This is a genomic window from Actinomycetota bacterium (genome assembly GCA_036280995.1).
GTDB lineage: Bacteria > Actinomycetota > CALGFH01 > CALGFH01 > CALGFH01 > CALGFH01.
Genome location: DASUPQ010000856.1, coordinates 1 through 24,710, shown reverse-complemented (window position 1 = coordinate 24,710; position 24,710 = coordinate 1). Strand labels below are relative to the sequence as shown.

20 protein-coding genes are annotated in these 24,710 nt (G+C 73.9%); 8 read left to right on the top strand and 12 right to left on the bottom strand.

Annotation, left to right across the window (positions count from 1 at the left end; genetic code table 11):
- Positions 1 to 634: RHO alpha subunit C-terminal catalytic domain-containing protein (locus tag VF468_28810; protein ID HEX5882288.1), on the top strand; the 634-nt coding region annotated here is incomplete at its 5' end.
- A gap of 59 nt (positions 635 to 693) precedes the next feature.
- Positions 694 to 1,848, top strand: a complete 1,155-nt coding sequence (solA, locus tag VF468_28805) for an N-methyl-L-tryptophan oxidase (protein ID HEX5882287.1) — start codon at positions 694 to 696, stop codon at positions 1,846 to 1,848.
- A 25-nt stretch (positions 1,849 to 1,873) separates the two neighbouring features.
- On the opposite strand, the gene VF468_28800 is transcribed toward solA, so the two are convergent.
- Positions 1,874 to 2,308, bottom strand: a complete 435-nt coding sequence (locus VF468_28800; protein HEX5882286.1) for a VOC family protein — start codon at positions 2,306 to 2,308, stop codon at positions 1,874 to 1,876.
- A 63-nt stretch (positions 2,309 to 2,371) separates the two neighbouring features.
- Positions 2,372 to 2,986: a TetR family transcriptional regulator C-terminal domain-containing protein gene (locus tag VF468_28795; protein ID HEX5882285.1), complete on the bottom strand. Its 615-nt coding sequence runs from the start codon at positions 2,984 to 2,986 to the stop codon at positions 2,372 to 2,374.
- 92 nt (positions 2,987 to 3,078) lie between these two features.
- On the opposite strand from VF468_28795, the gene VF468_28790 reads away from it, so the two are divergent.
- Positions 3,079 to 4,290 (top strand): aromatic ring-hydroxylating dioxygenase subunit alpha, encoded by a 1,212-nt coding sequence (locus VF468_28790; GenBank protein ID HEX5882284.1) that lies wholly within the window; start codon positions 3,079 to 3,081, stop codon positions 4,288 to 4,290.
- Here VF468_28790 and VF468_28785 read toward each other — a convergent pair.
- From VF468_28785 to VF468_28770, 4 genes are all read right to left on the bottom strand, one after another.
- The gene (locus tag VF468_28785) at positions 4,212 to 4,919 is read right to left on the bottom strand and encodes a class I SAM-dependent methyltransferase (protein ID HEX5882283.1); all 708 of its coding nucleotides are present in this window, start codon (positions 4,917 to 4,919) and stop codon (positions 4,212 to 4,214) included. The two genes, VF468_28790 and VF468_28785, sit on opposite strands and share 79 nt — an antisense overlap.
- 296 nt (positions 4,920 to 5,215) lie before the next feature.
- Positions 5,216 to 7,228: an alpha/beta hydrolase gene (locus VF468_28780; protein ID HEX5882282.1), complete on the bottom strand. Its 2,013-nt coding sequence runs from the start codon at positions 7,226 to 7,228 to the stop codon at positions 5,216 to 5,218.
- Positions 7,229 to 7,327: 99 nt separating this feature from the next.
- Positions 7,328 to 9,319: a CocE/NonD family hydrolase gene (locus VF468_28775; GenBank protein HEX5882281.1), complete on the bottom strand. Its 1,992-nt coding sequence runs from the start codon at positions 9,317 to 9,319 to the stop codon at positions 7,328 to 7,330.
- 391 nt (positions 9,320 to 9,710) lie between these two features.
- A complete protein-coding gene (locus tag VF468_28770) occupies positions 9,711 to 10,412 on the bottom strand; it encodes a type II CAAX endopeptidase family protein (protein ID HEX5882280.1) in 702 nt (233 codons plus the stop codon).
- 453 nt (positions 10,413 to 10,865) lie between these two features.
- Between VF468_28770 and metH the strand changes: the two genes are divergently transcribed.
- From metH to VF468_28755, 3 genes are read left to right on the top strand one after another with little or no spacing between them, the layout of a single operon-like run.
- Positions 10,866 to 14,321 carry a methionine synthase gene (gene metH, locus VF468_28765; protein HEX5882279.1) on the top strand — a complete coding sequence of 1,152 codons (3,456 nt, stop codon included), beginning with the start codon at positions 10,866 to 10,868 and terminating at the stop codon, positions 14,319 to 14,321.
- 3 nt (positions 14,322 to 14,324) lie between these two features.
- A complete protein-coding gene (locus VF468_28760; protein HEX5882278.1) occupies positions 14,325 to 15,566 on the top strand; it encodes a CBS domain-containing protein in 1,242 nt (413 codons plus the stop codon).
- Positions 15,563 to 16,102: a DUF1003 domain-containing protein gene (locus VF468_28755; protein ID HEX5882277.1), complete on the top strand. Its 540-nt coding sequence runs from the start codon at positions 15,563 to 15,565 to the stop codon at positions 16,100 to 16,102. Before VF468_28760 ends, VF468_28755 begins: the two co-directional genes overlap by 4 nt.
- Here VF468_28755 and VF468_28750 read toward each other — a convergent pair.
- Genes VF468_28750 through VF468_28740 form a run of 3 tightly spaced genes read right to left on the bottom strand, consistent with a single transcriptional unit; the run spans position 16,033 to position 20,359 of the window.
- Positions 16,033 to 18,141 (bottom strand): MMPL family transporter, encoded by a 2,109-nt coding sequence (locus tag VF468_28750; protein HEX5882276.1) that lies wholly within the window; start codon positions 18,139 to 18,141, stop codon positions 16,033 to 16,035. The genes VF468_28755 and VF468_28750 overlap by 70 nt on opposite strands.
- A 34-nt stretch (positions 18,142 to 18,175) precedes the next feature.
- Complete coding sequence (locus VF468_28745) at positions 18,176 to 18,589, bottom strand: hypothetical protein (GenBank protein HEX5882275.1); 414 nt, start codon at positions 18,587 to 18,589, stop codon at positions 18,176 to 18,178.
- Between the two features lie 6 nt (positions 18,590 to 18,595).
- Entirely contained in the window at positions 18,596 to 20,359 is a 1,764-nt protein-coding gene (locus VF468_28740) for an acetyl-CoA carboxylase biotin carboxylase subunit (GenBank protein ID HEX5882274.1), read from the bottom strand.
- A gap of 246 nt (positions 20,360 to 20,605) precedes the next feature.
- On the opposite strand from VF468_28740, the gene VF468_28735 reads away from it, so the two are divergent.
- On the top strand, positions 20,606 to 20,917 hold the full coding sequence (locus VF468_28735) for a WhiB family transcriptional regulator (GenBank protein HEX5882273.1): 312 nt from the start codon (positions 20,606 to 20,608) through the stop codon (positions 20,915 to 20,917).
- A gap of 22 nt (positions 20,918 to 20,939) precedes the next feature.
- Here the strand turns inward: VF468_28735 and VF468_28730 are convergent, their stop codons facing one another.
- The 3 genes from VF468_28730 to VF468_28720 all read right to left on the bottom strand — a co-directional run bounded on the left by VF468_28730 (position 20,940) and on the right by VF468_28720 (position 24,219).
- Positions 20,940 to 21,242 (bottom strand): hypothetical protein, encoded by a 303-nt coding sequence (locus VF468_28730; GenBank protein HEX5882272.1) that lies wholly within the window; start codon positions 21,240 to 21,242, stop codon positions 20,940 to 20,942.
- On the bottom strand, positions 21,239 to 22,783 hold the full coding sequence (locus tag VF468_28725; GenBank protein ID HEX5882271.1) for an acyl-CoA carboxylase subunit beta: 1,545 nt from the start codon (positions 22,781 to 22,783) through the stop codon (positions 21,239 to 21,241). Before VF468_28725 ends, VF468_28730 begins: the two co-directional genes overlap by 4 nt.
- 107 nt (positions 22,784 to 22,890) lie before the next feature.
- Positions 22,891 to 24,219: a transposase gene (locus VF468_28720; GenBank protein ID HEX5882270.1), complete on the bottom strand. Its 1,329-nt coding sequence runs from the start codon at positions 24,217 to 24,219 to the stop codon at positions 22,891 to 22,893.
- 31 nt (positions 24,220 to 24,250) lie between these two features.
- Here VF468_28720 and VF468_28715 point away from each other — a divergent pair.
- Positions 24,251 to 24,710, top strand: a 460-nt coding sequence (locus tag VF468_28715; protein HEX5882269.1) for a biotin--[acetyl-CoA-carboxylase] ligase, incomplete at its 3' end; no start/stop codon positions are given.

Here is a 24,710-nt window from a genome sequence, read left to right as displayed (position 1 = left end):
CGAGCTGGCCGACGTCGCCGCGCGCACCGCGCGCTACCCGCTGGCGGAGCTGGTCTCCGCCTGGCACGCGACGTACGACGTCCGGGCGAACTGGAAGGTCGTCGCCGAGAACTACAACGAGTGCTACCACTGCGCCGGCGTCCATCCCGAGCTGTGCCGGGTCGTGCCCGCGTTCAAGCGCGGCGGGGCCGGGCTGGACTGGGACCGGGGCGTCCCCCACCGCGAGGGCGCCTGGACGTTCACGGCCACCGACCAGAGCGACCGGGCGCCGTTCCCCGGCCTGGACGACGACGAGCGCACCCGCCACAAGGGCGAGCTGGTCTACCCGAACCTGATGCTGAGCCTGTCCGCCGACCACGTGGCCGCCTTCACCCTGTGGCCGCACGGGCCGGGGGAGACCACGGTCGTGTGCGAGCTGCTGTTCCACCCCGACGAGCAGGCCCGGCCCGGCTTCGACCCCTCGGACGCGGCCGACTTCTGGGACCTGGTCAACCGCCAGGACTGGGCCATGTGCGAGAGCGTCCAGCGCGGCATGGGCTCGCGGGCCTATGCCGGCGGCTGGTTCGCCCCCATGGAGGAGCCCAGCCTCGACATCCGCCGCTACGTCCTGGACCGGCTGGGAGAGGAGGGGTGACGGGTCCTGCCGGGCGCAACGGGCCGGCCTGGGCGCCGCGCCCCCGACCGGCTGGGCCGTTGTACGACGCGGTGGTGGTCGGGCTGGGGGCGCTGGGGAGCGCCGCCGCCTGGGTGCTGGCCAGGTCGGGGGCTCGGGTGCTGGGGCTGGAGCAGTTCGAGCTCGGACACCACCGGGGTGCCTCCCACGACCACGCCCGCATCATCCGCCGCTCCTACCACACCCCCGGCTACGTGCGCCTGGCCGGCCTGGCCTACCGGGCCTGGGCGGAGCTGGAGTGGGAGGCGGAGGAGCGGCTGGTGGTGACCACCGGCGGCCTCGACCTGTTCCCGCCCGGGTCGGCCATCCCGCCCGGCCCCTACCGGGGCAGCCTGGAGGCCTGCGGCGTGCCCTACCAGTGGCTGGACGCCGACGAGGTGATGCGCCGCTGGCCGGCCTTCCGGCTGGACGACGGCGTGGGCGGGCTCTGGCAGGCCGACGCCGGCATGGTCCCGGCCGCCCGCGGCACCCGGCTCATGCAGCGCCTTGCCGCCGGCTACGGCGCCACCCTGCGCGACCGCACCCCGGTGACGGCCGTCCGCGACCTCGGCGGCTCGGTCGAGGTGGCCACGGCCGACGCCACCTACCGGGCCGGCCGCCTGCTGCTCTGCGCCGACGCCTGGACCGGCGACCTGCTCGCCCAGCTCGGCGCCGGCCTCCCCCTGGTCGTCACCCAGGAGCAGTTCAGCTACTACCGCCCGGCCGACCCGGCCGCCTTCGCCGTCGGCCGCTTCCCGGTCTGGATCTGGATGGACGACCCCAGCTTCTACGGCTTCCCGGTCTGGCCCGGCGCCGACCTCAAGGCCGCCCAGGACGTCGGCGGCCACCAGGTCACGGCCACCACCCGCTCCTTCGACCCCGACCCGGCCGCCTCCGACCGCCTGGCCGGGTTCCTGCGCGCCCGCCTCCCCGCCGCCGCCGGCGCCCACGCCCGCACCGCGACCTGCCTGTACACCCTCACCCCGGACCGCGACCTCGTCCTCGGCCCCCTCCCCGGCCACGACCGCGTCCTGGTCGCCCTCGGCACCGCCCACGGCTTCAAGTTCGCCCCCCTGGTGGGCAGGGTCCTGGCCGATCTGGCCCTGCACGACGGCACCGACGTCGACATCGGGCCGTTCGCCCTCGACCGCCCGTCCCTCACCAGCGCCCGGCCCGAGGCGAACTACCTGGTCTGAGCCTTGGCCCGGGGCGGTCGGCCGGTCAGTGCATGCAGAACTCGTTGCCCTCGGGGTCCTGGAGGACGACCCAGTACTCGTCACGCTCGTCGACCTCCCGGACCTTGGTCGCGCCGGCCGCGACGGCCCGCTCGACGGCGGCGGCGATGTTGCGGCGCGACTCCTCGGGCGGGGTGCCGCGGCCGCCGCCGACGGCCAGGTCCAGGTGGACCCGGTTCTTGGCCGTCTTGGGCTCGGGCACGCGCTGGAAGAACAGCCGCGGCCCGGCGCCGTCGGGGTCGACCCGGGCGGCGAAGTCGCCCCACCGCTCGCGGGGCACGTCGTTGGCCACGGCCCACGCCTCCCAGCTGCCGAACCCCTCGGGAGGGTCCTGCTCGACGTAGCCGAGCGTCTCCCCCCAGAAGGCGGCCAGAGCCTCCGGGTCGGCCGCGTCGAAGGTGACCTGGACTCCGACGGCCATGATCGTCCCTCCTCGGGTCGGGTGCCTCTCCGGATCCGCCCGCGCCGGTGCGACGGACGCCGGTCAGGTGCGGCCGTCGCCGGCCAGAACCGACGGGTCGACGGCCAGCTCGGCGGCGGCGGCCGCCCGGACCCAGTCGACCAGGCGGGCGTCGGGGACGCTGCCGTGGACCGTGACCTGGACCCCGAGCCCGTCGAGCAGGGCGGTGAGCCGCCAGGCGGCGGCGTCGGGGTCGGGGCAGGTGAACTCGCCGGCCGCCACCCCCTCGCGGATCACCGCGGCCAGGGTCTGCTTCCAGCGCAGGTCGAGCTGGCGCGACACCTCGGCCAGCTCGGGGCTGCGCAGGGCCTGGCCCCAGGCGTCGATCCAGAGCAGCCACGCCTCCGAGGAGCCGGCGGGGGAGTACAGCCGCAGGATCCGGTCCAGCCGCTGGGCGGCGCTGCCGTCACCGGCGGCCGTTGCCGACAGCCGGTCCAGGTCCTCGCCGGCGGCGTAGCGGAACGCCTCCCCGAGCAGGGTCTCCTTCTTGGAGAAGTGGTAGAACACCAGCCCGGTCGACACCCCGAGGGCGGCCGCCACGTCCCCCACCCGGGTGCTCGCGAACCCGCGGGCGATCACCTCACGGCAGGTCGCCTTGAGGATCTCCTCCCGGCGGACGTCCGCCTTGATCCGCGCCACCGCCGCAGTGTATCCGCCTCCGGCTGGTTCCCGAGGCCCGCCCCGGCTTATACTGACTGAAGAGTCAGTTGAAGTAGGTTGGAGGTCCGACCATGCTGGACGCCACCGCTCCGCCCTTCGACCCGGCCGACCTCGAGCCGACCCTGCGGCCGTTCGGCCAGAGCCGCATGCTCCCGCGGGACGCCTATGTCTCGCCGCGGGTGTTCGCCTTCGAGCAGGAGCGCTTCTTCGCCGGGTCCTGGACCTGCGTGGGCCGCGAGGGCGACCTCGCGGGCACGGGGGCCCAGCGGGCGGTCAAGGTCGGCGGGGCCGGGGTGCTGCTGGCCCGCGGGACCGACGGGCGGATGCGGGCGTTCGCCAACACCTGCCGCCACCGGGGCCACGAGCTGCTCGGCGTTGGCGAACGGACCAACAGGCGGACCGTCCTCTGCCCCTACCACGCCTGGACCTACGACCTGGACGGGGCCCTGCGGGCCGCCCCCGGGTTCCGCGACCACGGCGACTTCCGCCCGGCCGAGCACGGGCTGGTCGAGCTGCCGCTGGAGAGCTGGCACGGGTTCCTGTTCGTCAACGGGTCGGGCGACGCCCCGCCGTTCGCCGAGCATGTCGGGGCCCTTGACCAGCTGGTCGCCCCCTACCGCCCGGAGCGGCTGGTCCCCCTGGCCACCCATGAGTACGACCTGGCCTGCAACTGGAAGGTCATCCTCGAGAACTACCACGAGTGCTACCACTGCCCGCTCATCCACCCCGAGCTCTGCCAGGTCAGCCCGCCCGCCAGCGGCGACAACTTCGAGCTCGACGGCGCCTGGGTCGGCGGCACCATGGACCTGAAGGACCATGCCGTCACCATGTCGCTGGACGGCCACAGCGACGGCGTCCCCATGCCGGGGCTGGACGACGAGCGGCTGCGGACCGTCGCCTACCTCGGGCTGTTCCCGAACCTCCTGCTCAGCCTCCACCCCGACTACCTGATGACCCACCTGGTGGAGCCGCTCGGCCCCGACCTCAGCCACGTGGTCTGCACCTGGTACTTCCCGCCCGAGGCGGCCGAGCGGCCCGGCTTCGACCCGGCGTACGCGGTCGACTTCTGGGACCGGACCAACCGCCAGGACTGGGCGGCATGCGAGTCGGTGCAGCGGGGCATGGCCTCACCCCATTTCCAGCCGGGTCCGCTCGCCCCGGCCGAGGACGCCGTCTACCACGTGGTGACGATGATCGCCCGGGCCTACCTGGGCCAGCGCCCGAGCGCGTCCCCGCGCGACGCCGGGACCGCCCTGACCCAGGAGCCGTCGCCGGTCAGGTAGGCGTCGACGGCCAACCCGGCCTCGGCCAGGGCGGCCACCAGCGCGCCGTCGTCGAGCCGCCGGGCCGTGAACGCGTGCGTCCACACCCGCTCCCCGACCTGGTACTCGGCGGTGGCCGCGAGCAGGCCGGGCCCCGGCCGCCGCAGGTCGCGCAGCCGGAAGGTGACCCCGCCGCTGGTGCGCTCCTCCTCGGTCGCCTCGTCAAACCACCCCGGCCGGTGGCGCTGCACGAGCACGCAGCCGCCGTCTCCCAGGTGGTTCCGGCACGCCGCCAGGAACCGGTGCCGCAGATCGTCGTCGGGCGTGTTGACCAGGAACGAGGCCAGCAGCACGGCGTCGAAGCGGCGATTGAGGTCGAGGTCCTGGATCCGGGCCTGGACGGTCTCCACCCCGGCCTCGGCCGCCCCGGTCGGTCGCGCTTCCGCCGGGGTTCCCGGCGCGGCTCCATGGATGCGCTCCAGCATCTCCGGCGACTCGTCCACCGCCACCACCGGATGGCCGAGCTCCACCAGCCGGTGGGTCATCCGGCCGGCCCCGGCCCCCAGCTCCAGGATCGAGGCTCCGGCGGGGATCGCGGCATGCACGACCTCGGGTTCGCCCATCGGCGGCAGCAGCGCGTACAGCTCCACCGCACACCCGTCCGGCGTGATGGGTCCGGGTCCGGAGCCGCGTTCCGAGCTCGCCCCGTACGTCATCGCCCCGGTCTCGAACCCCTCGCCGGCGCGGCCCGCGCCTTCCCCACCGGGAGCCACGCTTCACCCACCCGGTCCTGTGCCGGGTCCCCCGGTGGGGGAGCGTAGCCGACCCGGAGCTGCGGGTGCTTCGGCTCGCCCACAACCCCTCCCTGCCTTGCCCGACCCACGCCCTACCCCAACCGGAACCCCGGCGCCCTTACCCGGCCCGCTCGACCGTCGTCTGGCGGCGGTCAGGGGGCCGGAAGGGTGGCGGCCAGGCGGGTGCCCGACCCGATGTGGCCGGTGACGGTGGCGCGGGGGTGGCGGGCCAGGTCGTCCCAGCGCATGCGGAGGGTGGCGGTGGCGCCGCCCGGGCCCTTGACGACGACCCGGGCGCGGACCTGGCCGCTGCCGGTGTTCCAGGTGGCCTGGCCGTCGACGACCGTGTCGGCGACGAAGCGGACCTTGTGCAGGTCGAACTTGACGCTGGTGTCCCCCTCGACGGTGAACCAGCCGCCGCGGAGCCCGTGGCCGCGCGACCCGGGCAGGTACCACCACTGGGCGATGGCGTCGCCGACCGCGGCCGCCCCGACGGTGGCCAGCCGCAGCCCGGTCGCCTCGGCGTCGTTGCCCTTGGCGGGCGTCGCCGGGGTGGCCCCGGACAGCCGCCGCGGGAACTCGCCGACCACGCGGACCTCGGGGATGCGGCTGGCGCAGGACACGTCCATGGCGTGCAGCCGCTCCGGGTGGCGGATGAACTGGCGGACGAGCCCGCTGGCGCAGCCGTAGGGGTCGGCCAGCGCGGTCACGTGGATGGTGTTCTCGACCTTGACCCAGCGGGCCGACGGGCCCAGTTGCTCGGCCACGATGGCGCCGTCGGTCCAGGTGGTCAGGGTGTCGAGCCCGCCCGACAGCACCAGCACGGGCAGGGTCGGCGGGACCAGCGGCGGCCGGCTGGTGGTGGGCGGGTCGGAGCGCACCGGCGAAGGCCAGTTGACGCAGTCGTCGAACTCGGCCACCGGCGAGGTCGTCCACTCCTCGACGGTGAACGGCGCGTACACGTCGTCGGGCAGGCCGGCGACGGCGGCCTGGTACTGGGCCCGCCGGACCGCCGGTGGCGCCCGCATGTCGAACGCCTGCGGGTAGTCGGTGCAGCCGATCGCGCTGTACTGGCCGGCCGACCACTCCCGCACCGGCCCGCCGTCGTCGGTGTAGAGCGACTTGGCGGCCAGCCGCAGCAGGGGGACGCCGTCGCGGCGCTCCAGCACCGCCCGGGCGGCCGCGTCCAGCTCCCGGTAGACCCCGGCGTCGGAGCCGGCGTTGTTGACCAGCGCGAGCAGCACGCCGACGTCGACCCGCCAGGTGGACGGGGCGCTCCCCGGCTCGCGGGTCGTGCCGACGACCGGGGCGCGGCGCAGCCGCTCGGCCAGGGCGCCGATCCGGGCCGTCGACGACCCGGGCGCGGCCAGCGCGCAGGCCACGCTGCGCCGGCAGGCCAGGTCGAAGGCGATCCGGGCCGTCTCGATGGTGGAGATGGAGAAGGGGTCGCTGCCGAGCACCGGCCAGGTGGCGTCCAGGGTCAGGGACCGCAGCATCCGCGGGTAGCGGGCGGCGAAGGCCTGGCCGAAGTAGCTGCCGTAGGAGTCGCCGTACAGGTCGACCGGCCCGGTCTCCAGGGCGGTGAGGACGTCGGCCAGGTCGCGGGCGGCGTCGCCGGTGCCGTACAGGTCGCTGCCGTGCACGAAGCCGCCGCCCGGGAGCCGCCGGGCGGTGTTGAGCTGTTCGCCGCAGGCGGCCAGGCGCCGGTCGTACTCCTCGTCGCCGAGGGCGAGGTGCCAGCCCTGCAGCGGCCGGCAGTTGATCAGGTCCGAGGCGCCGGTGCCGCGGTTGTCGACCAGCAGCAGGTTACGGGTGCGCTGCAGGCCGCCGACCAGCTCGAGGTAGTAGTCGCGGCTGCCGGTGCTGGGGTAGCCGGGGCCGCCCTCCATGGCCACGATCGTGCCGGCGGCCGCCTCCTCGGCCGGGTACCACTCGAAGTTGATCGGGATGGTCCCGGCGGCCGGGTCGGCGCGGTCGAACGGCACCGGGAGGTTCCCGCACCAGACGCCCTCGAGCTCCTCGCACGGGTCGAGGTGCAGCCGCCCTACGGTCAGCCGGCCGTCCTCCTCCTGGGCGACGGCCAGCCCTGGGGCCAGGCCGACGGCGGCGACCACCGCGGCCAGCAGCAGTACCGGGGGGACGAACCAGGACCGACGGTGGCGCATACGCGATCATGGACAGAAGCTGAACGGGGGGTCAATCCTTCGTTCAGCCGACAACGGCCCAGCCGGGAGGGGACGCGGTCCTGCGGCGGGCCGGGACGGTCAGCCGAGGTGGCGGGGGATGCGGCGGTGCCAGCTGCGGGCCCAGCGGAGCTCGTCACCCTCGCGAGCCTCCAGGTCGAGCCGGACCTCGAACGCCTCGGCGTCGCCGCGGAGGTCGAGCCGGGCGCTGGTGGCCACGGTCGCCTCCGGCCACGCGATGCGGTAGTCGGCCGACCCGCGGGCCCAGCTCGCCCCCGGCCGCTCCGTGGCCCCGACCGTCCCGCGGTAGCGCTCGACCAGCACCGCCCCGTCCGGCAGCTCGCTGCGGCCGCCGTGGTCGATCTCGGCCTCGCTGGCCCGCCCGAGCACGTCCCGCACCACCCGCCACCGGGTCGGTGGGTCCGGTGGGCTCATGGCCCGGCCGCCGGCGAGCCGGGGGTTTCCGGCCCCGGTCCCGGTCGGTCGGGGAGGGGGGAGTGAAGGTGGCCGACAGGGGCTCGGTCCGTCGAGCACCGGCAGGGTGAGGACCGACCCGTCCCGTTCGACCGTCAGGGTCACCGGCGCCGGCGGCGGCACCAGGTTGGGCCAGTCCGACCCGGCCAGCGACAGCCGCAGCCGGTGCCCGGCCGGGAACACCCACGAGGTCGCGTCCAGCTCCAGCTCGACCGCCTCGACCTCGCCCGGGCGCATCGGCTCCGGGTCGGTCCGTGACCGCCGCTGGGTCAGGTTGAGGAACCCGCGCGCCACCAGGGCCGAGGTCCCGTCGGGGAACACGTCGCACAGCTTGGCCGACAGGAACGCCACCGGCGCCGACGCCCCGACCCGGACCGCCAGCCGCGGGTGGCCGAGGACCTCCAGTTCCCGCTCCAGCGGCCAGTCGTAGACCAGCGACCAGCCGTCGTCCTCCCGCTGGTCCCCCGGCTGCCCGAACGGCAGGTGCCCGGCGCAGCTGATCCAGGCCGCGCTGCCCACGTCGCCCCGCACCTCCAGGCGGTCGACCCCTTCGCCGGCCGGCGCGGCGGCGCCGGACAGGGGGAGCGGCAGCGTGGTCGCGCGCTCGGGTGGCCAGGCGGGCTCGTCGCGCCAGACGCCGAGGTGCTCGTCCAGGTCGGGAGCGGGCCGGGTCGCGTGGCGGACGAACACCGTCACCGGCGGGGCCTCGTCGACCCCGTTGGGCCGGTCCCGCAGCCAGCGGTCCCACCAGCGGACCATCTCCGGGACCAGGTCGATCCGGGGCCCGGGCAGGGAGGTGTCGGTGGCCATGTGGCTCCACGGCCCGAACAGCAGCCGGGTCGGCCCCTTCAGGGCCTCCAGCACCCGGAAGGTGGCGTTGCGGTAGCCGTCGGCCCAGCCGGCCACCAGCATCGTCGGGCAGGCGATCCGCTCGTAGGCCGGCCGCAGCGACCCCTGGCGCCAGTAGGGCCCGTCGGGCTGCTCCTCGAGCCAGCGCAGCAGCCACGGCTCCAGGCCCTCGACCCGCTCCCGCCACCGCTCCCGCCAGCCCGCCCCGGCGACCGAGGGGACCGGCGGCAGCGCGTTCAGGGCGACCATGTACAGCGGGTAGTCGACCAGGTCGAGCAGCTTGACCGCACCGCCGGTGTAGTGCACGTCGTCGGTGTAGCGGTCGTCGCTGGCGTAGATGGCGACGATCGCCTTCAGGGCCGGTGGCCGCTCGGCCGCGACCTGGAGCGAGTTGAACCCCGAGTAGCTGGTCCCGTACATCCCGACCGACCCGGTCGACCATGGCTGGTCGGCCAGCCACCCGATCACCTGGCACAGGTCGGCCTGCTCCCTCGCCGGGTACTCGTCGGTCGCCACCCCCTCCGACGACCCCGTCCCCCGCAGGTCCACCCGGGCCACCGCGTACCCGTACTCGGCGCACAGCCGCTCGTACTCCGGCCGGTACGACGCCGTCGCGTCGTCCTTGCGGTACGGCAGCGCCTCCAGCACCACCGGCGCCGCCCGTCCCTCCTCCGCCCCCTCCGGCAGGAACAGGCTGACCGCAAGCCGCACCCCGTCCTCCATCGGGATCCAGCCACGCCGCTCCGCCATGCCGGCATTCTCCTGGCCCGCCCGCCGGAGGCGCAATGCTCGGGTTGGTTACCCGCCGGTCGGCGGCGTCGCACTCAGACGCCGAGGAGCACCAGCCCGTCGTGCCCGGCGAAGTCCTTCCGGTTGAGGGTCAGAAGGGGAAGCCTGCTCTCTCCGGCCGGGAGGCGACCTGCGCGAAGCGCCTGCAACGCCTCGGCGCCGTTCTGGAACCTCCTGCCTGCTTCCGCTCGACCTCCTCGTGCAGCCGACGGCGGTTCTCGGCGCGCCGCAGTTGCGCCTCGGTCAGGTCCGTCGGCATCCCTCCTTTCGGAGAGGAATGGGCACTCACGACGAACCGGAACGACCCCCCACCCGCATCTGTGGACAAGACGGGAGACCAAGCCTGGAAGACCTACCCCGGGAGCCACCAGACATGGCCGCGGAGGGCAAGGTAGCCGAGGCCGGCGGCGGCGTCGATCAGGAAGTGGGCGATGACCAGGGGGGTGGTGCGGCCGCGGAGCTGGTAGAGGCGGCCGAAGAACAGGCCGAGGGCGAGGTTGCCGAGGAAGCCGCCGAAGCCCTGGTAGAGGTGGTAGGCGCCGCGGAGGAGGGCGCTGGACCAGAGGGCCTTGCCGGGTGACCAGCCGAGCTGGTCGAGGCGGCGCAGCAGGTAGCCGCAGACGATCACCTCTTCGAGCAGGCCGCTGCGGGCGGCGGCCAGCAGCAGCACCGGGATCGTCCACCAGTGGCCGGTGGGTGGGATCGGGACCACGGTGCGGTTGACGCCGAGGCCGACGGCCAGGATGTAGATGCCGATGCCGACGGCGCCGACCAGGGCGGCCAGGCCGACCCCCCAGCGCAGGTCGGACCAGGGGCGGGTGGCGTCCAGGCCGATGCTGGCCGCCGACTCGCCGTCGCGGTGGAGGAAGTGGAGGACCAGCAGGACCGGCACGATCGAGGTGGCCAGGTTGAGCAGCTGGTAGACGAGTCCGACGTCGGCGAACAGGGGCGCCTCGACCCCGCGGATGGGCGCCGAGAGGATGTCGACGATCGCGTACAGGGCCGACGCCGCCAGCGACAGGGCCAGCACCAGCGCGACCTCGTTCCGCAGCACGTCCCGTCCGGGCAGGGCGGGCGGGGGCGGAGGGGGAGGGGCGGGAGCCAGGGGCTGGGCGGGAGGGGCGGGCGAGGGGGGCGAGGCGGCCTGGTTCGCGGCCTCCGGATGCCGGGGCCCCCGGAGGGGGAAGCTAGCCGAGAGCGGCGCCAGGTGCTCGCGGCTGTCCACAGCCGCCTCGGCGCCGTGCCGGCCCGCGCGGTCCCGGTCAGGCGGGAACACCGGACCCGCCGCATCCCGGGCCGGCGGGCTCCCCGGACCCACCTCGTCCGGAACGCGCGGCGCCCCGGGACCCACCGCGTCCGGAACGGGCGGGACCTCGGGACCCACCGCGCCCGGACCCGCCGGACCCGGAACCGGCGGGGCCTCGGGACCCACCGTGTCCCGGGGCGGCTGAGGGGCTTCGTGCGTGTCCACGGCACCACGGTAACGGCATCGGCTACGCTTGACTTTATGAACCGGGATTTCATGGGGGCGTTGCGTGAGCGCGTCCTCGTCTTCGACGGCGCCATGGGGACGATGCTGCAGAACGCCGGGTTGTCGCTGGACGACTACCAGGGCAAGGAGGGGTGCAGCGAGATCCTCTGCGTGACCCGGCCCGACGTGGTCAGGGACATCCATGCCGCCTACTTCCAGGCCGGGGCGGACGCGGTGGAGACCAACTCGTTCGGGTCGTCGGCGATCGTGCTGGCCGAGTACGACATCGCCGACCAGGTGGTCCCGCTGAACAAGCTGGCCGCCGAGCTGGCCCGGGAGGTGGCCGACGGGTTCCAGGCCGACGGGCGGCCCCGCTGGGTGGCCGGGTCGATCGGGCCCGGGACCAAGCTGCCGACCCTCGGCCACACCACCTACGACGTGCTCGCCGGCACCTACGGCGACCAGGCGTTCGGGCTGCTGGAGGGCGGGGCCGACCTGCTGCTGATCGAGACCTGCCAGGACCTCCTCCAGGTCAAGGCGGCGGTGGCGGGGGCGTTCGCCGGCATGAGGCGAGCCAACAAGAAGGTCCCGCTGATCACCCAGGTGACGGTGGAGACGACCGGCCAGATGCTGCTCGGGTCGGACATCGCCGCCGCCCTGACCGCGATCGAGCCGCTCGGGGTCGACGTGATCGGGATGAACTGCGCCACCGGCCCGGCCGAGATGGGCGAGCACCTGCGCTACCTGGCCCAGCATGCCCGCACGCCGCTGTCGTGCCTGCCCAACGCCGGGCTGCCCGAGCTGCGCGACGGCAAGCCCTGGTACCCGCTGACCCCGGAGGAGCTGGCCGAGGCCCACACCCGCTTCGCGGCCGAGTTCGGGCTCGGCATCGTCGGCGGCTGCTGCGGCACCACCCCCGAGCACATCCGCCAGGTGGTGGAGGCCCTGGGCGGGCGCGCCCCCGTCCCCCGCGAGCCGCTGCACGAGCCCAGCCTGTCCAGCCTCTACCAGTCGGTCCCGCTCGACCAGGACACCACCTACCTGACGGTGGGGGAGCGCTGCAACGCCAACGGGTCGCGAAAGTTCCGTGACCTGATGCTCGACGGCGACCTGGACGGCATGGTCGGCGTCGCCAAGGAGCAGATCCGCGAGGGGGCCCACGTCCTGGACGTCTGCGTCGACTACGTGGGCCGCGACGGCGTGCCCGACATGGACGTCCTGACCGCCCGCCTGGCCCAGCAGTCGACCGTGCCCATCATGCTCGACTCGACCCAGGCCGACGTGCTCGAGGCCGGACTCAAGCGCCTCGGCGGCCGGGCCATCATCAACTCGATCAACCTGGAGGACGGCGAGGCCCGCATGGACGCCGTCTGCCCGATGGCCAGGCAGTACGGGGCCGCCCTGGTCGCCCTGCTGATCGACGAGGAGGGCCAGGCCCGCGACGTCGACTGGAAGCTGCGCATCGCCCACCGGATCCACGACCTGGCCGTCGACAAGCACGGCCTGGCCGCCGAGGACCTGGTGTTCGACGCCCTGACCTTCCCGCTCGGGTCGGGCCAGGAGGACCTGCGCGGCGACGCCGTGGCCACCCTGGAGGCGATCCGGCGGATCAAGGCCGAGCTGCCCGGGGTCCGGACCATCCTTGGCGTCTCCAACGTCTCCTTCGGCCTGGCCCCGGCGGCCCGGCAGGTGCTCAACTCGGTGTTCCTGCACGAGGCCCGGGAGGCCGGGCTGGACTCGGCGATCGTCGCCCCGGCCCGGATCCTGCCCATGCACCGGATCGACGACGAGCAGCGCCAGGTCGCCCTCGACCTGATCTACGACCGGCGTCGCGAGGGCTACGACCCGCTGCAGCGGTTCATGGCCCTGTTCGAGGGCAAGGAGGTGGCCAAGGCGGCCAGCGCCGAGGACCTGGCCGCCCTGCCGATCGACGAGCGCCTCCAGCGCCGCATCGTCGACGGGGTCCGCGAGGGCCTGGAGGACGACCTGGCCGAGGCCATGCAGGCCCGCAGCCCCCTGGAGATCATCAACGAGGTCCTGCTGGCCGGGATGAAGACGGTCGGGGACCTGTTCGGCGCGGGCGAGATGCAGCTGCCGTTCGTGCTCCAGTCGGCCGAGGTCATGAAGGCGGCCGTGGCCGTGCTGGAGCCGCACATGGAAAAGGCCGACCAGGGCGGCAAGGGCCGGGTGGTGCTGGCCACCGTCAAGGGCGACGTCCACGACATCGGCAAGAACCTGGTCGACATCATCCTCACCAACAACGGCTACACGGTCCACAACATCGGCATCAAGCAGCCGATCGCGACCATCATCGAGAAGGCCGAGGAGGTGGGGGCCGACGCCATCGGCATGTCCGGGCTGCTGGTCAAGTCGACCATCGTGATGCGCGACAACCTGGAGGAGCTGAACGCCCGCGGCCTGGAGTCCTATCCGGTGCTGCTGGGCGGGGCGGCCCTGAACCGCACCTACGTCGAGGGCGACCTGCGCCAGCTCTACAAGGGCCGGGTGTTCTACTGCCGCGACGCCTTCGCCGGGCTGCGGGTCATGGACCAGCTCCGCTCCGAGCGCGAGCAGGGCATCGAGGTCGAGAAGGAGCCGGTGCGGGCGCCCCGGGTGGCGCCGGCCAGGCCGCGCGGCCCGGCTCCGGCGCCGCCCGGCACCGACGAGCTGGCCCGCTCCGAGGTGGCCACCGACGTGCCCGTGCCCACGGCGCCCTTCCTGGGCGAGGCCCGGGTGGTCAAGGGCATCCCCGTCCGCGACCTGGTGCCGTACCTGAACGAGTCGGCCCTGTTCCGGGGCCAGTGGCAGCTGCGCCCGGTCGGCGGCAAGGAGGGCTGGCGTCACACCCTGGAGACGGAGGCCCGGCCCCGCCTGCGGGCCCTGCTGGACGAGGCCATCGCCACCCAGATCCTGCGCCCGGCCGTCGTCTACGGCTACTTCCCCTGCAACGGCGACGGCAACGACGTGGTCGTCTGGGACGGCGACGGCCGCGAGCGGGTCCGCTTCACCTTCCCCCGCCAGCGCCGCGACCGGCGGCTCTGCATCGCCGACTTCTTCCGGCCGATCGGGTCGGGCGAGCCCGACGTGATCGGCATGCACGTCGTCACCATGGGCCTGGCCGCCTCGGAGGCGACGGCCGAGCTGTTCGCCGACAACCGCTACCGCGAGTACCTGGAGCTGCACGGCGTCACGGTCGAGATGGCCGAGGCCCTGGCCGAGTACTGGCACCAGCGGGTCCGCCAGGAGCTGGGCATCGCCGGCGACGACGCCGCCGACATGGAGGACCTGTTCGACCAGGGCTACCGCGGCTCCCGCTACTCCTTCGGCTACCCGGCCTGCCCCGACCTCGAGGAGCAGACCAAGCTGTTCGAGCTGCTCCAGCCCGAGCGCATCGGTGTCGAGCTCTCCGAGGAGTTCCAGCTCCACCCCGAGCAGTCGACCTCGGCCATCATCGTCCACCACCCAGAGGCCAAGTACTTCAACGCGAGGTGAGCCGTGGCCGCAGGGAGCGAGCAGCTGTTCGTCTCGCGGTTGGCGCGGTTGCCGGTGCTGGCGCCCACCGGGGAGACCATCGGGCGGATCGCCGACGTGGTCATCGCCCGGCGGGAGTCGGGGGCGCCGCCGCCGGTGCTGGGGTTCACGGTGATGGTGCAGCGGCGGCCCATCTTCCTCGGGGTGGGGCGGGTCCGGGAGCTGGACGAGAGCGGGGCGACCCTCTCCACCGGGAGCGTCAACCTGCGGCCGTTCGAGCAGCGGGAGGGGGAGACCCTGGTCATCGGGGAGCTGCTGGACGCCCGGGTGCGGCACCGGGAGACGGGCCGGCAGCTGCGGCTGAACGACGTGGCCATCGGCAGGGTGCGGGAGGAGTGGGTGGTGACCGCGCTGGACGTGCTCGAGCCGGGCGGGGGGCTGCGGCCGTGGCGGCGGGCCAAGCACCTGCGGCTGCCCTGGGAGCAGGTGGCCGGGCTGGAGCCGGCCGAGACGGCCGAGCGGCGGGTGGCCGCCCTGGCCAACCTGCGCCCGGCCGACCTGGCCGCCGCCCTCCAGGCCCTGCCCGTCCATTCCCGGCAGGAGGTGGTGGCCGGGCTGGACGACGACCGGCTGGCCGAGGCCATGGAGGAGCTGCCCGAGGAGCTCCAGGCGGTCCTGCTGGCCGGGCTGGGCGACGAGCGGGCGGCCGACGTGCTCGAGGCCATGGACCCCGACGACGCCGCCGACCTGCTGGGCGAGCTGTCCGAGGCCGACCGGGCCCGGCTGCTGGCCATGATGGTGCCCGACGAGGCCGAGCCGGTCCGGCGGCTGCTGGTCTACGACGAGGAGACGGCCGGGGGGCTGATGACCACCGAGCCGGTGATCATGCGGGCCGCCGACACCGTGGCCGAGGCCCTGGCCCGGGTGCGCGACCCCGACCTGCCGCCCGCCCTGGCCGCCCAGGTATTCGTGGTCCGGCCCCCGACCCAGACCCCGACCGGCCGCTACCTGGGCGTCGCCTACCTGCAGCGGTTGCTGCGGGAGCCGCCCGGCGAGGAGCTGGGGTCCTGCGTCGACACCGACCTGGACTGCATCGCCCCGGAGGAGCCGACCCGCCGGGTGGCCGAGTACCTGGCCACCTACGACCTGCTGGCCGCCCCGGTCTGCGACCCCCAGGGCCGCCTGCTGGGGGCGGTGTCGATCGACGACGTGCTCGACCACCTGCTGCCCGAGGCCTGGCGGCGGGGCGCGGGAGCGGTCCGGTGAGGGTCCGGCCGGGCCGGGACCGGCGCGCCTGGTCGCTGGGGGCGCCGCGCCAGCCGGCCCGGCTCCAGCTCCAGCCCCACTACGACCCGGAGGCGTTCGGGCGCTTCTCCGAGGCCATCGCCCGGTTCCTCGGCACCGGCCGCTACCTGGTGTTCCAGACGGCGGTGGTGTCGCTCTGGGTCGCCTGGAACGTGCTGTTCCGCAACCGCGAGGCCGCCTTCGACCCGTACCCGTTCATCCTGCTCACCCTGGCCCTGTCGCTGCAGGCGTCGTACGCGGCCCCGCTGATCCTGCTCGCCCAGAACCGCCAGGCGGAGCGGGACCGCCAGGAGACCGAGCGTGACCGCCGGACCAGCGGCCGCACCCAGGCCGACACCGAGTACCTGGCCCGGGAGCTGGCCGCGATCCGCCTGGCCCTTGGCGAGATGCCGACCCGCGACTACCTGGACGACGAGCTGGAGCGGCTTCAGTCGGAGCTGGAGCGGCTCCGGGCCCGGATCGAGGAGTCGTCCAAGACCTCGTCGGCCGACGGCTGACGCGCGGCCGCCAGCTTGCTCGGCCACCAGATGCGGGGGCCGATGTCGAGGGTCAGGGCGGGCACGAGGATCGAGCGGACGACCAGGGTGTCGAGCAGGACGCCGAAGGCGACCACGATGCCGATCTCGATCAGGGGCACGAACGGCAGCACGGCCAGGACCGAGAAGGTGGCCGCGAGCACGATCCCGGCCGAGGTGATGACCCCGCCGGTGACGGCCAGGCCCCTGAGGGTGCCCTCGTGCGTGCCGAGGCGCTCGGACTCCTCCCGGACCCGGCTCATCAGGAAGATGTTGTAGTCGATCCCGAGCGCGACCAGGAAGATGAACGCCAGCAGGGCGAGCGACGGGTCGGCGCCCCCGAACCCGAGGAGGCGGTCGAAGGCGAACGCGCTCGCCCCCAGGGCGGCCGCGAACGAGACGATCACGGTGGCGATCAGGACCAGCGGCGCCACCACCGCCCGCAGCAGCACGCCAAGGATGACGAGCACGACCAGCAGGACCAGGGGGATGACGACGTTGCGGTCGCGGGCCGAGGCCCTGGCCAGGTCGAGGCTCTGGGCGCTCTGCCCGCCGACCACGGCACCGGCGCCCTCGACGGCGTGGACGCGGTCGCGCAGCCGGTCGATGGTGGCCCGCTCCTCCTCGGAGTCGGGGGCGGCGTCCAGGGTCGCCTGGAGCTGGACCAGGTCGGCCGTCCGCCCGGCCGGGACCACCGCGGCCACGCCCTCGGTGCCGCGGGCCGCGGCCAGGACCTGCTCGGCCGGGCTGGCGGCGCCGATGATGGTGGTCTGCTGGCCGGTGCCGGACGGGTAGCTGGCCTCGATCAGCCGCTGGCCGGCGACCGCGTCGGGCTCGCCGGGGAACTGGTCCTCCTGGCGCAGGTTGGTGTCCAGGGTGAGCAGGCCGAGGGCGAGCACGGCCAGGATCGCGGTGGTGCCGAGCCAGACGGGCCGGGGCCGGCGGGCGACCCAGCGGCCGACCCGCGCCCACACGCCGGCGCCCTCGCGGACCTCGGAGCCGAAGGCGGGGACGAACGGCCAGAACAGCCGCCGCCCGAAGATCACCAACACGGCCGGGAGCAGGGTCAGCATGGCCACCAGGGCGCAGGCGATGCCGACGGCCCCGACCGGGCCGAGGCTGCGGTAGTTGGCCAGGTCGGCCGCGAGCAGGCAGAGGAGGCTGATGATGACCGTGGCCGCCGAGGCCAGGATGGCCGGGCCGGCGTTGACCAGGGCCACGGCCATGGCCTCGTGCTTGTCGTCGTGGCGGCGCAGCTCCTCCCGGTAGCGGGCGATCAGCAGCAGCGCGTAGTCGGTCCCGGCCCCGAACACGAGCACGGTCAGGATGCCCGCGCTCTGGCCGTCGACGGTCAGGCCGAAGCCCTTGACCAGCCCGTACACGCTGGCCGTGGCCGCCTGGTTGGCCAGGCCGACGGTCAGCAGGGGGATCAGCCACAGCAGGGGGCTGCGGTAGGTGAGCAGCAGCAGCACCGCGACCACGACCACGGTGACCAGCAGCAGGGTGGTGTCGATGTCCTCGAACACGCTGACGGTGTCGGCCAGGAACCCGCCCGGCCCGGTCACGCGGATCTGGAGGTCGCCATCGCCCCGGCCGACCGTCTCGCGGATGCCCTCGATCTCTGCGATGACGACGTCGGCGTCGGCGGCGGGCAGGGAGAGCACCAGCAGCAGCGCCCTGCCGTCCTCGGACGGCACCGGCGGCGGCCCCTCCTGGCCCTGGGCGAGCGCTTGCTGGTGGCCGGCGGCCAGCTGGCGGTCGGCCGGGGTGATGCCCGACTCGCGCCGGTAGACCACCACCACCGGCAGGCGGTCGCCGCCGGGGAGCTGGCGTTGCAGCTCCAGGGCCCTGGTCGACTCGGCACTGCTGGGCAGGAAGCTGGCCGCCTCGTTCTCCTGCACCGACTGGAGCTGGCCGGCGAACGGGGCGACCAGGGCCGCCACCGCCACCCAGGCGGCGAGCACGACCCACTTGGTGACCCGGCCGGCGGGCAGCGTAAGGAGGGAACGGGCGAGCTGCATCGGTGGGCCAGTCCTACCAGAGAATCCGGGGCTGTCAAACGGAGGGGGTGACGTCGGTCACGGGCCGCCCCCCGATCGCCACCGTCCGCCGCAGCAGGTCGCGGGCCCCGACCAGCCGCCCGGCCACCGGCCCCAGGCCCTCGACGCCACGGCCGCCCAGGGCCTGGTCGAGCGCCTCCAGGTGCCCGTCGAGCAGCCCGGCGACCTCGGCCGCGACCGGCGCCTCCAGGCCGAGGGCGCGCAGGTGACCGGCGAGCGAGTGGTAGGCGTCGCGGGCGGCGGCGGCGTCCTGGGCCTGGGCGGCCTGCTCGGGGCCGGACCGGCAGCGCTGGATGGCGGCCTCGGCGGCGGGCTGGAGGGCGACCGCCCGCTCGGCCAGGGCGAGCAGGGCGTCGCGGCCGGCCGGGTTGGCCCGGGCCCACTCGGCCACCGACGGGGCGCCGGTCACGGCGGCCTAGGTCGCCTCGATGACGGCGATGGTGGCGCCGGTCGGGACCGTCTGGCCCTCGCTGACCTCCAGGCCGGCCACGGTGCCCGCCTGGTGGGCGGTGACGTGGTTCTCCATCTTCATGGCCTCCAGGACGACCAGGGTCTGGCCGGCCTTGACGGTGTCGCCCTCGGCGACCAGCACCTTGACGATCGTGCCCTGCATGGGGGTCTTGACGACCTCCTTGCCCGGCCCGCCCGTCTCCGCCCGGGCCCGCTCCAGGGCCCCGGGGGAGCGGGGGGTGCGGATCCGCTCCGGCACCTTGACCGGCTCCTGGGGGAACAGGTCGACGTCGAAGCGCTTGCCCTCCAGCTCGATGACCAGCCGGCGGGGCGGCGGCTTGACCGTCGGCGGCTCGGCGCCGTCGAGGATGGTCGGCTCCAGCGACGACAGGTCCATGCCCTGCTCGACCAGGACGGTGGAGACGTCCCCGGCCACGAACGCCGGGTCGGTCATGGCCAGGCGGTGGAACGGGATGGTGGTGGGGACGCCCTCGATCCGGAACTCGTCAAGGGCCCGGAGCATCCGCCGCCGGGCCTGGTCGCGGTCCTCGCCCCAGACGATCAGCTTGGCCAGCAGCGAGTCGTAGGCCTGGGGGACGGTGAAGCCGGCCCGCACGCCGGCGTCGACCCGCACCCCCGGGCCGGAGGGCTCCCGCCAGCCGGTGATCGGCCCGGGCGCCGGCATGAACCCGGCCCCCGGGTCCTCGGCGTTGATCCGCACCTCGATGGCGTGCCCGCGGGCCTGGACGTCCTCGTAGGCGGCCGGGATGCCCTCGCCGGCGGCCACCCGGAGCTGGGCGTGGACCAGGTCGATGCCGGCGGTCAGCTCGGTGACCGGGTGCTCGACCTGGAGCCGGGTGTTCATCTCCAGGAAGTGGAACCGGTCCGTGGCCGGCTCGTAGAGGAACTCGATGGTGCCGGCGTTCTCGTAGTCGGCCGTCCGGGCGATGTCGCAGGCCGCCTTGCCCAGCGCCATCCGCACCTCCTCGGGCAGGCCCGGGGCCGGGGCCTCCTCGACCAGCTTCTGGTGGCGGCGCTGGAGCGAGCAGTCGCGCTCGCCCAGGAACACCACCTCGCCGCGCCCGTCGGCCAGGATCTGGGCCTCGACGTGGCGGGGGGCGTCCAGGTAGCGCTCGACGTAGATCTCGTCGCGGCCGAAGGCGGCCTTGGACTCGCGCCGGGCCGACTCCAGCCCGGCGGCCACGTCGCCGGCCGTGCGGACCACCTTCATGCCCCGGCCGCCGCCGCCGAAGGCCGCCTTGAGGGCCAGCGGGTAGCCGTGGCGGTCGCCGAAGGCCACCGCCGCCTCCGGGCCGGCCAGCGGCTCCACCGTGCCCGGGACCAGCGGCGCCTTGGCCTGCTCGGCGACCCGGCGGGCCGAGACCTTGTCGCCCATGGCGGCGATCGCGGCCGGCTTGGGCCCGACCCAGCGCAGCCCGGCGTCCAGCACCGCCTGGGCGAAGGCGGCGTTCTCGGCCAGGAACCCGTAGCCGGGGTGGACGGCGTCGACCCTGGCCCGGCGGGCCACCTCGACCAGCCCGTCGACGTTCAGGTAGCTCTTGGCCGGGGCGGTCTCGCCGATGTGCCAGGCCTCGTCGGCCACCTCGACGTGGAGGGCGTCGCGGTCGGCGTCGGAGTAGACCGCCACCGCCACCAGGCCGAGCTCGCGGCAGGCGCGCAGCACGCGCACGGCGATCTCGCCCCGGTTGGCGACCAGCACCTTCTCCACGCGGCTGCCTCCTCGCAAGGGGTGGACGCCCGACCGGGCGTCGCGGACAGCGTAGCCCAGCCGCGACCTGGGCAGGCAACCGGACCCGGGCGCACAGTGTTTGCGGAACGCCATGTGGTGCAACCGCAACCTGGCGGGGGGCGAAGGTTCAGGGAGAGGACACGTACGGGAAGAAGCGGAGCCAAGGTGAGCGAAGCCCCCATCCAGGCCTGGCCGTCCACCCTCGAGGAGTTCTGGACCTGGCACATGGAAGCCGCCTGCCGGCAGGTGGACACCACCCTGTTCTACTCGCCCGAGGGGGAGCGGGGGCCACGCAAGGAGCGCCGCGAGGCCGCGGCCAAGCAGATCTGCGGGTCGTGCAAGGTCATGGAGCTGTGCGCCGCCTACGCCATCGCCACCCGGGAGCCGTACGGCACCTGGGGCGGCCTGTCGGAGAACGACCGCCGCGAGCTCGTCCGCCGGATCGACCCCCGCATGGCCCAGCTCCGCTACCGCACGGCGCTGGCCGCCTGGGAAGAGACGACCGCGTGGAGCCGGCCTCCGGCCGACGGCAACTGACTCCGACCGGCACGCCGGTCGGCTAGAGGTCGCGGCCCCAGGTCGAGCGGAGGCTGGCCCCCCAGCGGGTCCCGGCCTCGTACGCCCGGACCCCGACGCCGGGCCGGGCGTTGGCCACCCAGGGCCCCAGCTCCTGGCTCTTGTCCCAGGCCTCGACCCGGTCGATGGCGGCGGCCAGCACCTCCGCCTCGTCCCCCTCGGGGACGCCCTTGACCAGCTGGAACCGCAGCCCGTCGGGGGTGTGGAGGACCTCGATGTCGCCCGACCGGCTCCGCCGGTCGGAGTCTATGGGTCGTCGGCCGGAGGCCGACTCCAAGCCGTTCACAGGGGGATGTTCCCGTGCTTGCGGGGCGGGCGGATCTCGCGCTTGGTCACGCACATCTCCAGGGCCTGGATGAGCCGCGGGCGGGTCACCTGGGGCTCGATCACCTCGTCGATGTAGCCCCGCTCGGCGGCGATGTAGGGGTTGGCGAAGCGCTCGGTGTACTCGGCCACCAGCTCGTCGCGGCGGGCCACCGGGTCGTCGGCCTTCTCGATCTCCTTGCGGAAGATGATGTTGACCGCGCCCTGCGGCCCCATCACCGCGATCTCGGCCGTCGGCCAGGCGAAGTTGATGTCGGCCCGCAGCGGCTTGGACGACATCACGTCGTAGGCGCCGCCGTAGGCCTTGCGGGTGATCACGGTCAGCTTGGGCACGGTCGCCTCGGCGTAGGCGTACAGCAGCTTGGCCCCGTGGCGGATGATGCCGCCCCACTCCTGGCTGGTGCCGGGCATGAACCCGGGCACGTCGACGAAGCTGATGATGGGGATGTTGAAGGCGTCGCAGAAGCGCACGAACCGGGCGCCCTTGACCGACGCGTTGATGTCGAGGACGCCGGCCAGGTGCAGCGGCTGGTTGCCGACGATCCCGACCGGCCGGCCGTTGAGGCGGGCCAGGCCGATCACGATCGACTCGGCGTGGGCCTGGAGGATCTCCAGGAACTCGCCGTCGTCGACCACCCGGGCGACCACCTCGCGGATGTCGTAGGGCTGGTTGGGGTGGTCGGGGACCAGGTCGACCAGGGCCTGCTCCTCCCGGCGGGGATCGTCGGTCGGCTGGCGCCGCGGCGGGTCCTCCATGTTGTTGAGGGGCAGGAACCCGACCAGCTCCCGGGCCAGGTCGAAGCACTCGTCCTCGTCCTCGGCGGCGAAGTGGGCCGTGCCCGACTTGGTGGCGTGGGTCATGGCCCCGCCCAGCTCCTCGAAGGTCACGTCCTCGCCGGTGACCGTCTTCACCACGTCCGGGCCGGTGATGAACATGTAGGAGGTCTCCTTGACCATCAGCACGAAGTCGGTGATGGCCGGGGAGTAGACGGCGCCGCCGGCCGAGGGGCCCATGATCAGCGACAGCTGCGGGACCACCCCGGAGGCCTGGACGTTGCGCCAGAAGATCTCGGCGTAGCCGGACAGGGCGACCACGCCCTCCTGGATGCGGGCCCCGCCGGAGTCGTTGATGCCGATGCAGGGCACCCCCATCTTCAGCGCCAGGTCCATGACCTTGCAGATCTTCTCGGCCATGACCTCGCCGAGAGAGCCGCCGAACACGGTGAAGTCCTGGGAGAACAGGCAGACCCGGCGTCCGCCGATGGTGCCGTAGCCGGTGACGACCCCGTCACCGGGGATGCGCCGCTTGTCCATGCCGAAGGCGGTCGCCCGGTGCACGGCCAGCATGTCGGTCTCCACGAACGAGCCCGGGTCGAGCAGGCCGTCGATCCGTTCGCGGGCGGTGAGCTTGCCCTTGTCGTGCTGGACCTCGACCGCCTTGGGGGAGCCGGCGTGCAGCGCCTGCTCCTTGCGGGTGCGGAGCTCCTCCACCCGTTCCTTCATGGTCTTCGGCTGCTGTGGCGCCACCTGGCCATCCTCCCCACCCGCGCGCTGGTCGCAGGCATTTTGACATCCTCCCCTGCCTGAAGGGCGGGGATTCCCGCGAGTGCTCAGGCGATACTCCCGAGTGGTTCACGCATCCGGCTCGATGGCCTCGCCGCCCGAGGGTGACTGCGCGTGCTGTGGACCGCCTGCCCGGCGGCAAGATTGTGGATGTTTCGTGCGGCGTTCAGGTCCGCATGCTCGACATGGCCGCAGACGGTGCAGGCGAACAGCCGGCCGCAGCCCGGCCGTGAGTTCGGGTCACGGAGCCCACACGCCGAGCATGTCTGGCTTGTGAACGCCGGCCGAACGAGTCGCAGCTCTGACCCAAATCTGGGTGCCTTGTACGCGAGCTGGCGCTGCCGCTCGTACGGGGCGTTGTCGAGGACGGTCCGGTTCAGGCTAGCTTTGGCCTTGACGTTCCTGCCGGGCTCCTCCCTCGTGCCCTTGGCCGACCTTGTCATGCCCTTCACCCGCAGGTCCTCGACGGCAACCCAGCCGTGGTTCTTGGCGAGGTCGGTGGTGAGCTTGTGGATGAAGTCCTGCCGACGACGCGCCTGCCGCGCCCGAAGCTTGGAGATCTTGCTGATGGTCCGGCCCAGCCGGTTGGAGTAGTGACCATCGTTGTGCTTCTTGGCCCAGGTGATCTGGCGGCTCTTGCGGCGCTCCAGCCCCAGCAGGCGTCGTCTCTGTCCCGCGGTGAGGGTCGATGGCATCAGGCGCGGTTCCCGCTCGTCGGACACGAACGCCGAGCAGGCCACCCCGAAGTCCACTCCACAGCTCGGCAGGCGGTTCGGCGGAGCGGGTTTGGCGGCGATCGCAACACCGAACGAGACATGCCAGCCGAGTGCGTCCTTGGCGATCGAGGCGTTGCGCACCATGCCCCCGAGGGGGCGGGACAGCCGGAACCGCACCCATCCAAGCTTCGGCAGCCTCACCTCAGCCCATCTGCGGGAGCATCTGCGGACCTGAACGGCCTGGCCAGGAAACGGTACCGAGAGGTCCCTGGAACGCTTGCGGAAGGTGGGTGCCCGGGCAGGATGCTCAGGGTTCCACCAGTTGTCGTAGGCGCGGTCGAGCTGGCGGAGCACCTGCTGGGCGCTCTGGGCGGGCAGGTCGGCCAGCCATGGCAGGTCCGCGCGGGCGTCGGTGAGGTGGCGGCACTGCTCGGCCAACCGGACGGTGCGACCACGCTGACGCCAGGCGAACCGGCGCTGCTCCAATGCCAGGTTCCATACCGCACGGCAGGAGTGTCCCCAGCTCGTCAGCCGTCCTGCCTGCTCTGGGGTCGGATAGGCGCGGTACCGCCGGCCGGTGTCAGCATGCATCGCGACCAGTATCGCCAGTCCATAGGACAGGACAGACATCTGGACCGGTCGGCTGGCCGACAGCCTCAATGGAGTCTCCTACAGGTAGGCTGCGCCGATCATGGATAAGGCCAACGGCGGCTGGGTCCGGCGGGCCCTGCCCGGATTCTTCAGCCCCCTGGAGGTGGCGGCCAGCGTGCCCACCACCATGTCCCGGGCGGCCGAGCTGGCCGCGGCCGGCGCGCCCGAGGGGGCGACCGTGGTCGCCGAGGAGCAGACCGAGGGCCGGGGCCGGCTGGGCCGGGCCTGGGTGGCCCCGCCGGGCAGCTCCCTGCTGGTCTCGGTGGTGCTGCGCCCGCCGCTTGCCCGGGAGGCGGTCTGGCTGACGGTGGCCGCGGCCGGGGTGGCCCTGGCCGGGGCGGTCGACGAGGTCGCCCCCGGGGCGGCCCCGGCCGGGCTCAAGTGGCCCAACGACCTGCTGCTGGGCGGCCGCAAGGCGGCCGGGCTGCTGGCCGAGGCCCAGCTGGAGGGGGAGCGGCTGGCCGCCGTCCTGCTCGGCATGGGCGTCAACGTCGGCCAGG

Coding starts and splice junctions, on each gene's coding strand:
- VF468_28800 (HEX5882286.1), bottom strand. CDS start 2,308: ATGGCCGTCGGAGTCCAGGTCACCTTCGACGCGGCCGACCCGGAGGCT.
- VF468_28790 (HEX5882284.1), top strand. CDS start 3,079: ATGCTGGACGCCACCGCTCCGCCCTTCGACCCGGCCGACCTCGAGCCG.
- VF468_28780 (HEX5882282.1), bottom strand. CDS start 7,228: ATGCGCCACCGTCGGTCCTGGTTCGTCCCCCCGGTACTGCTGCTGGCC.
- VF468_28775 (HEX5882281.1), bottom strand. CDS start 9,319: ATGGCGGAGCGGCGTGGCTGGATCCCGATGGAGGACGGGGTGCGGCTT.
- metH (HEX5882279.1), top strand. CDS start 10,866: ATGAACCGGGATTTCATGGGGGCGTTGCGTGAGCGCGTCCTCGTCTTC.
- VF468_28750 (HEX5882276.1), bottom strand. CDS start 18,141: ATGCAGCTCGCCCGTTCCCTCCTTACGCTGCCCGCCGGCCGGGTCACC.
- VF468_28735 (HEX5882273.1), top strand. CDS start 20,606: ATGGAAGCCGCCTGCCGGCAGGTGGACACCACCCTGTTCTACTCGCCC.
- VF468_28725 (HEX5882271.1), bottom strand. CDS start 22,783: ATGAAGGAACGGGTGGAGGAGCTCCGCACCCGCAAGGAGCAGGCGCTG.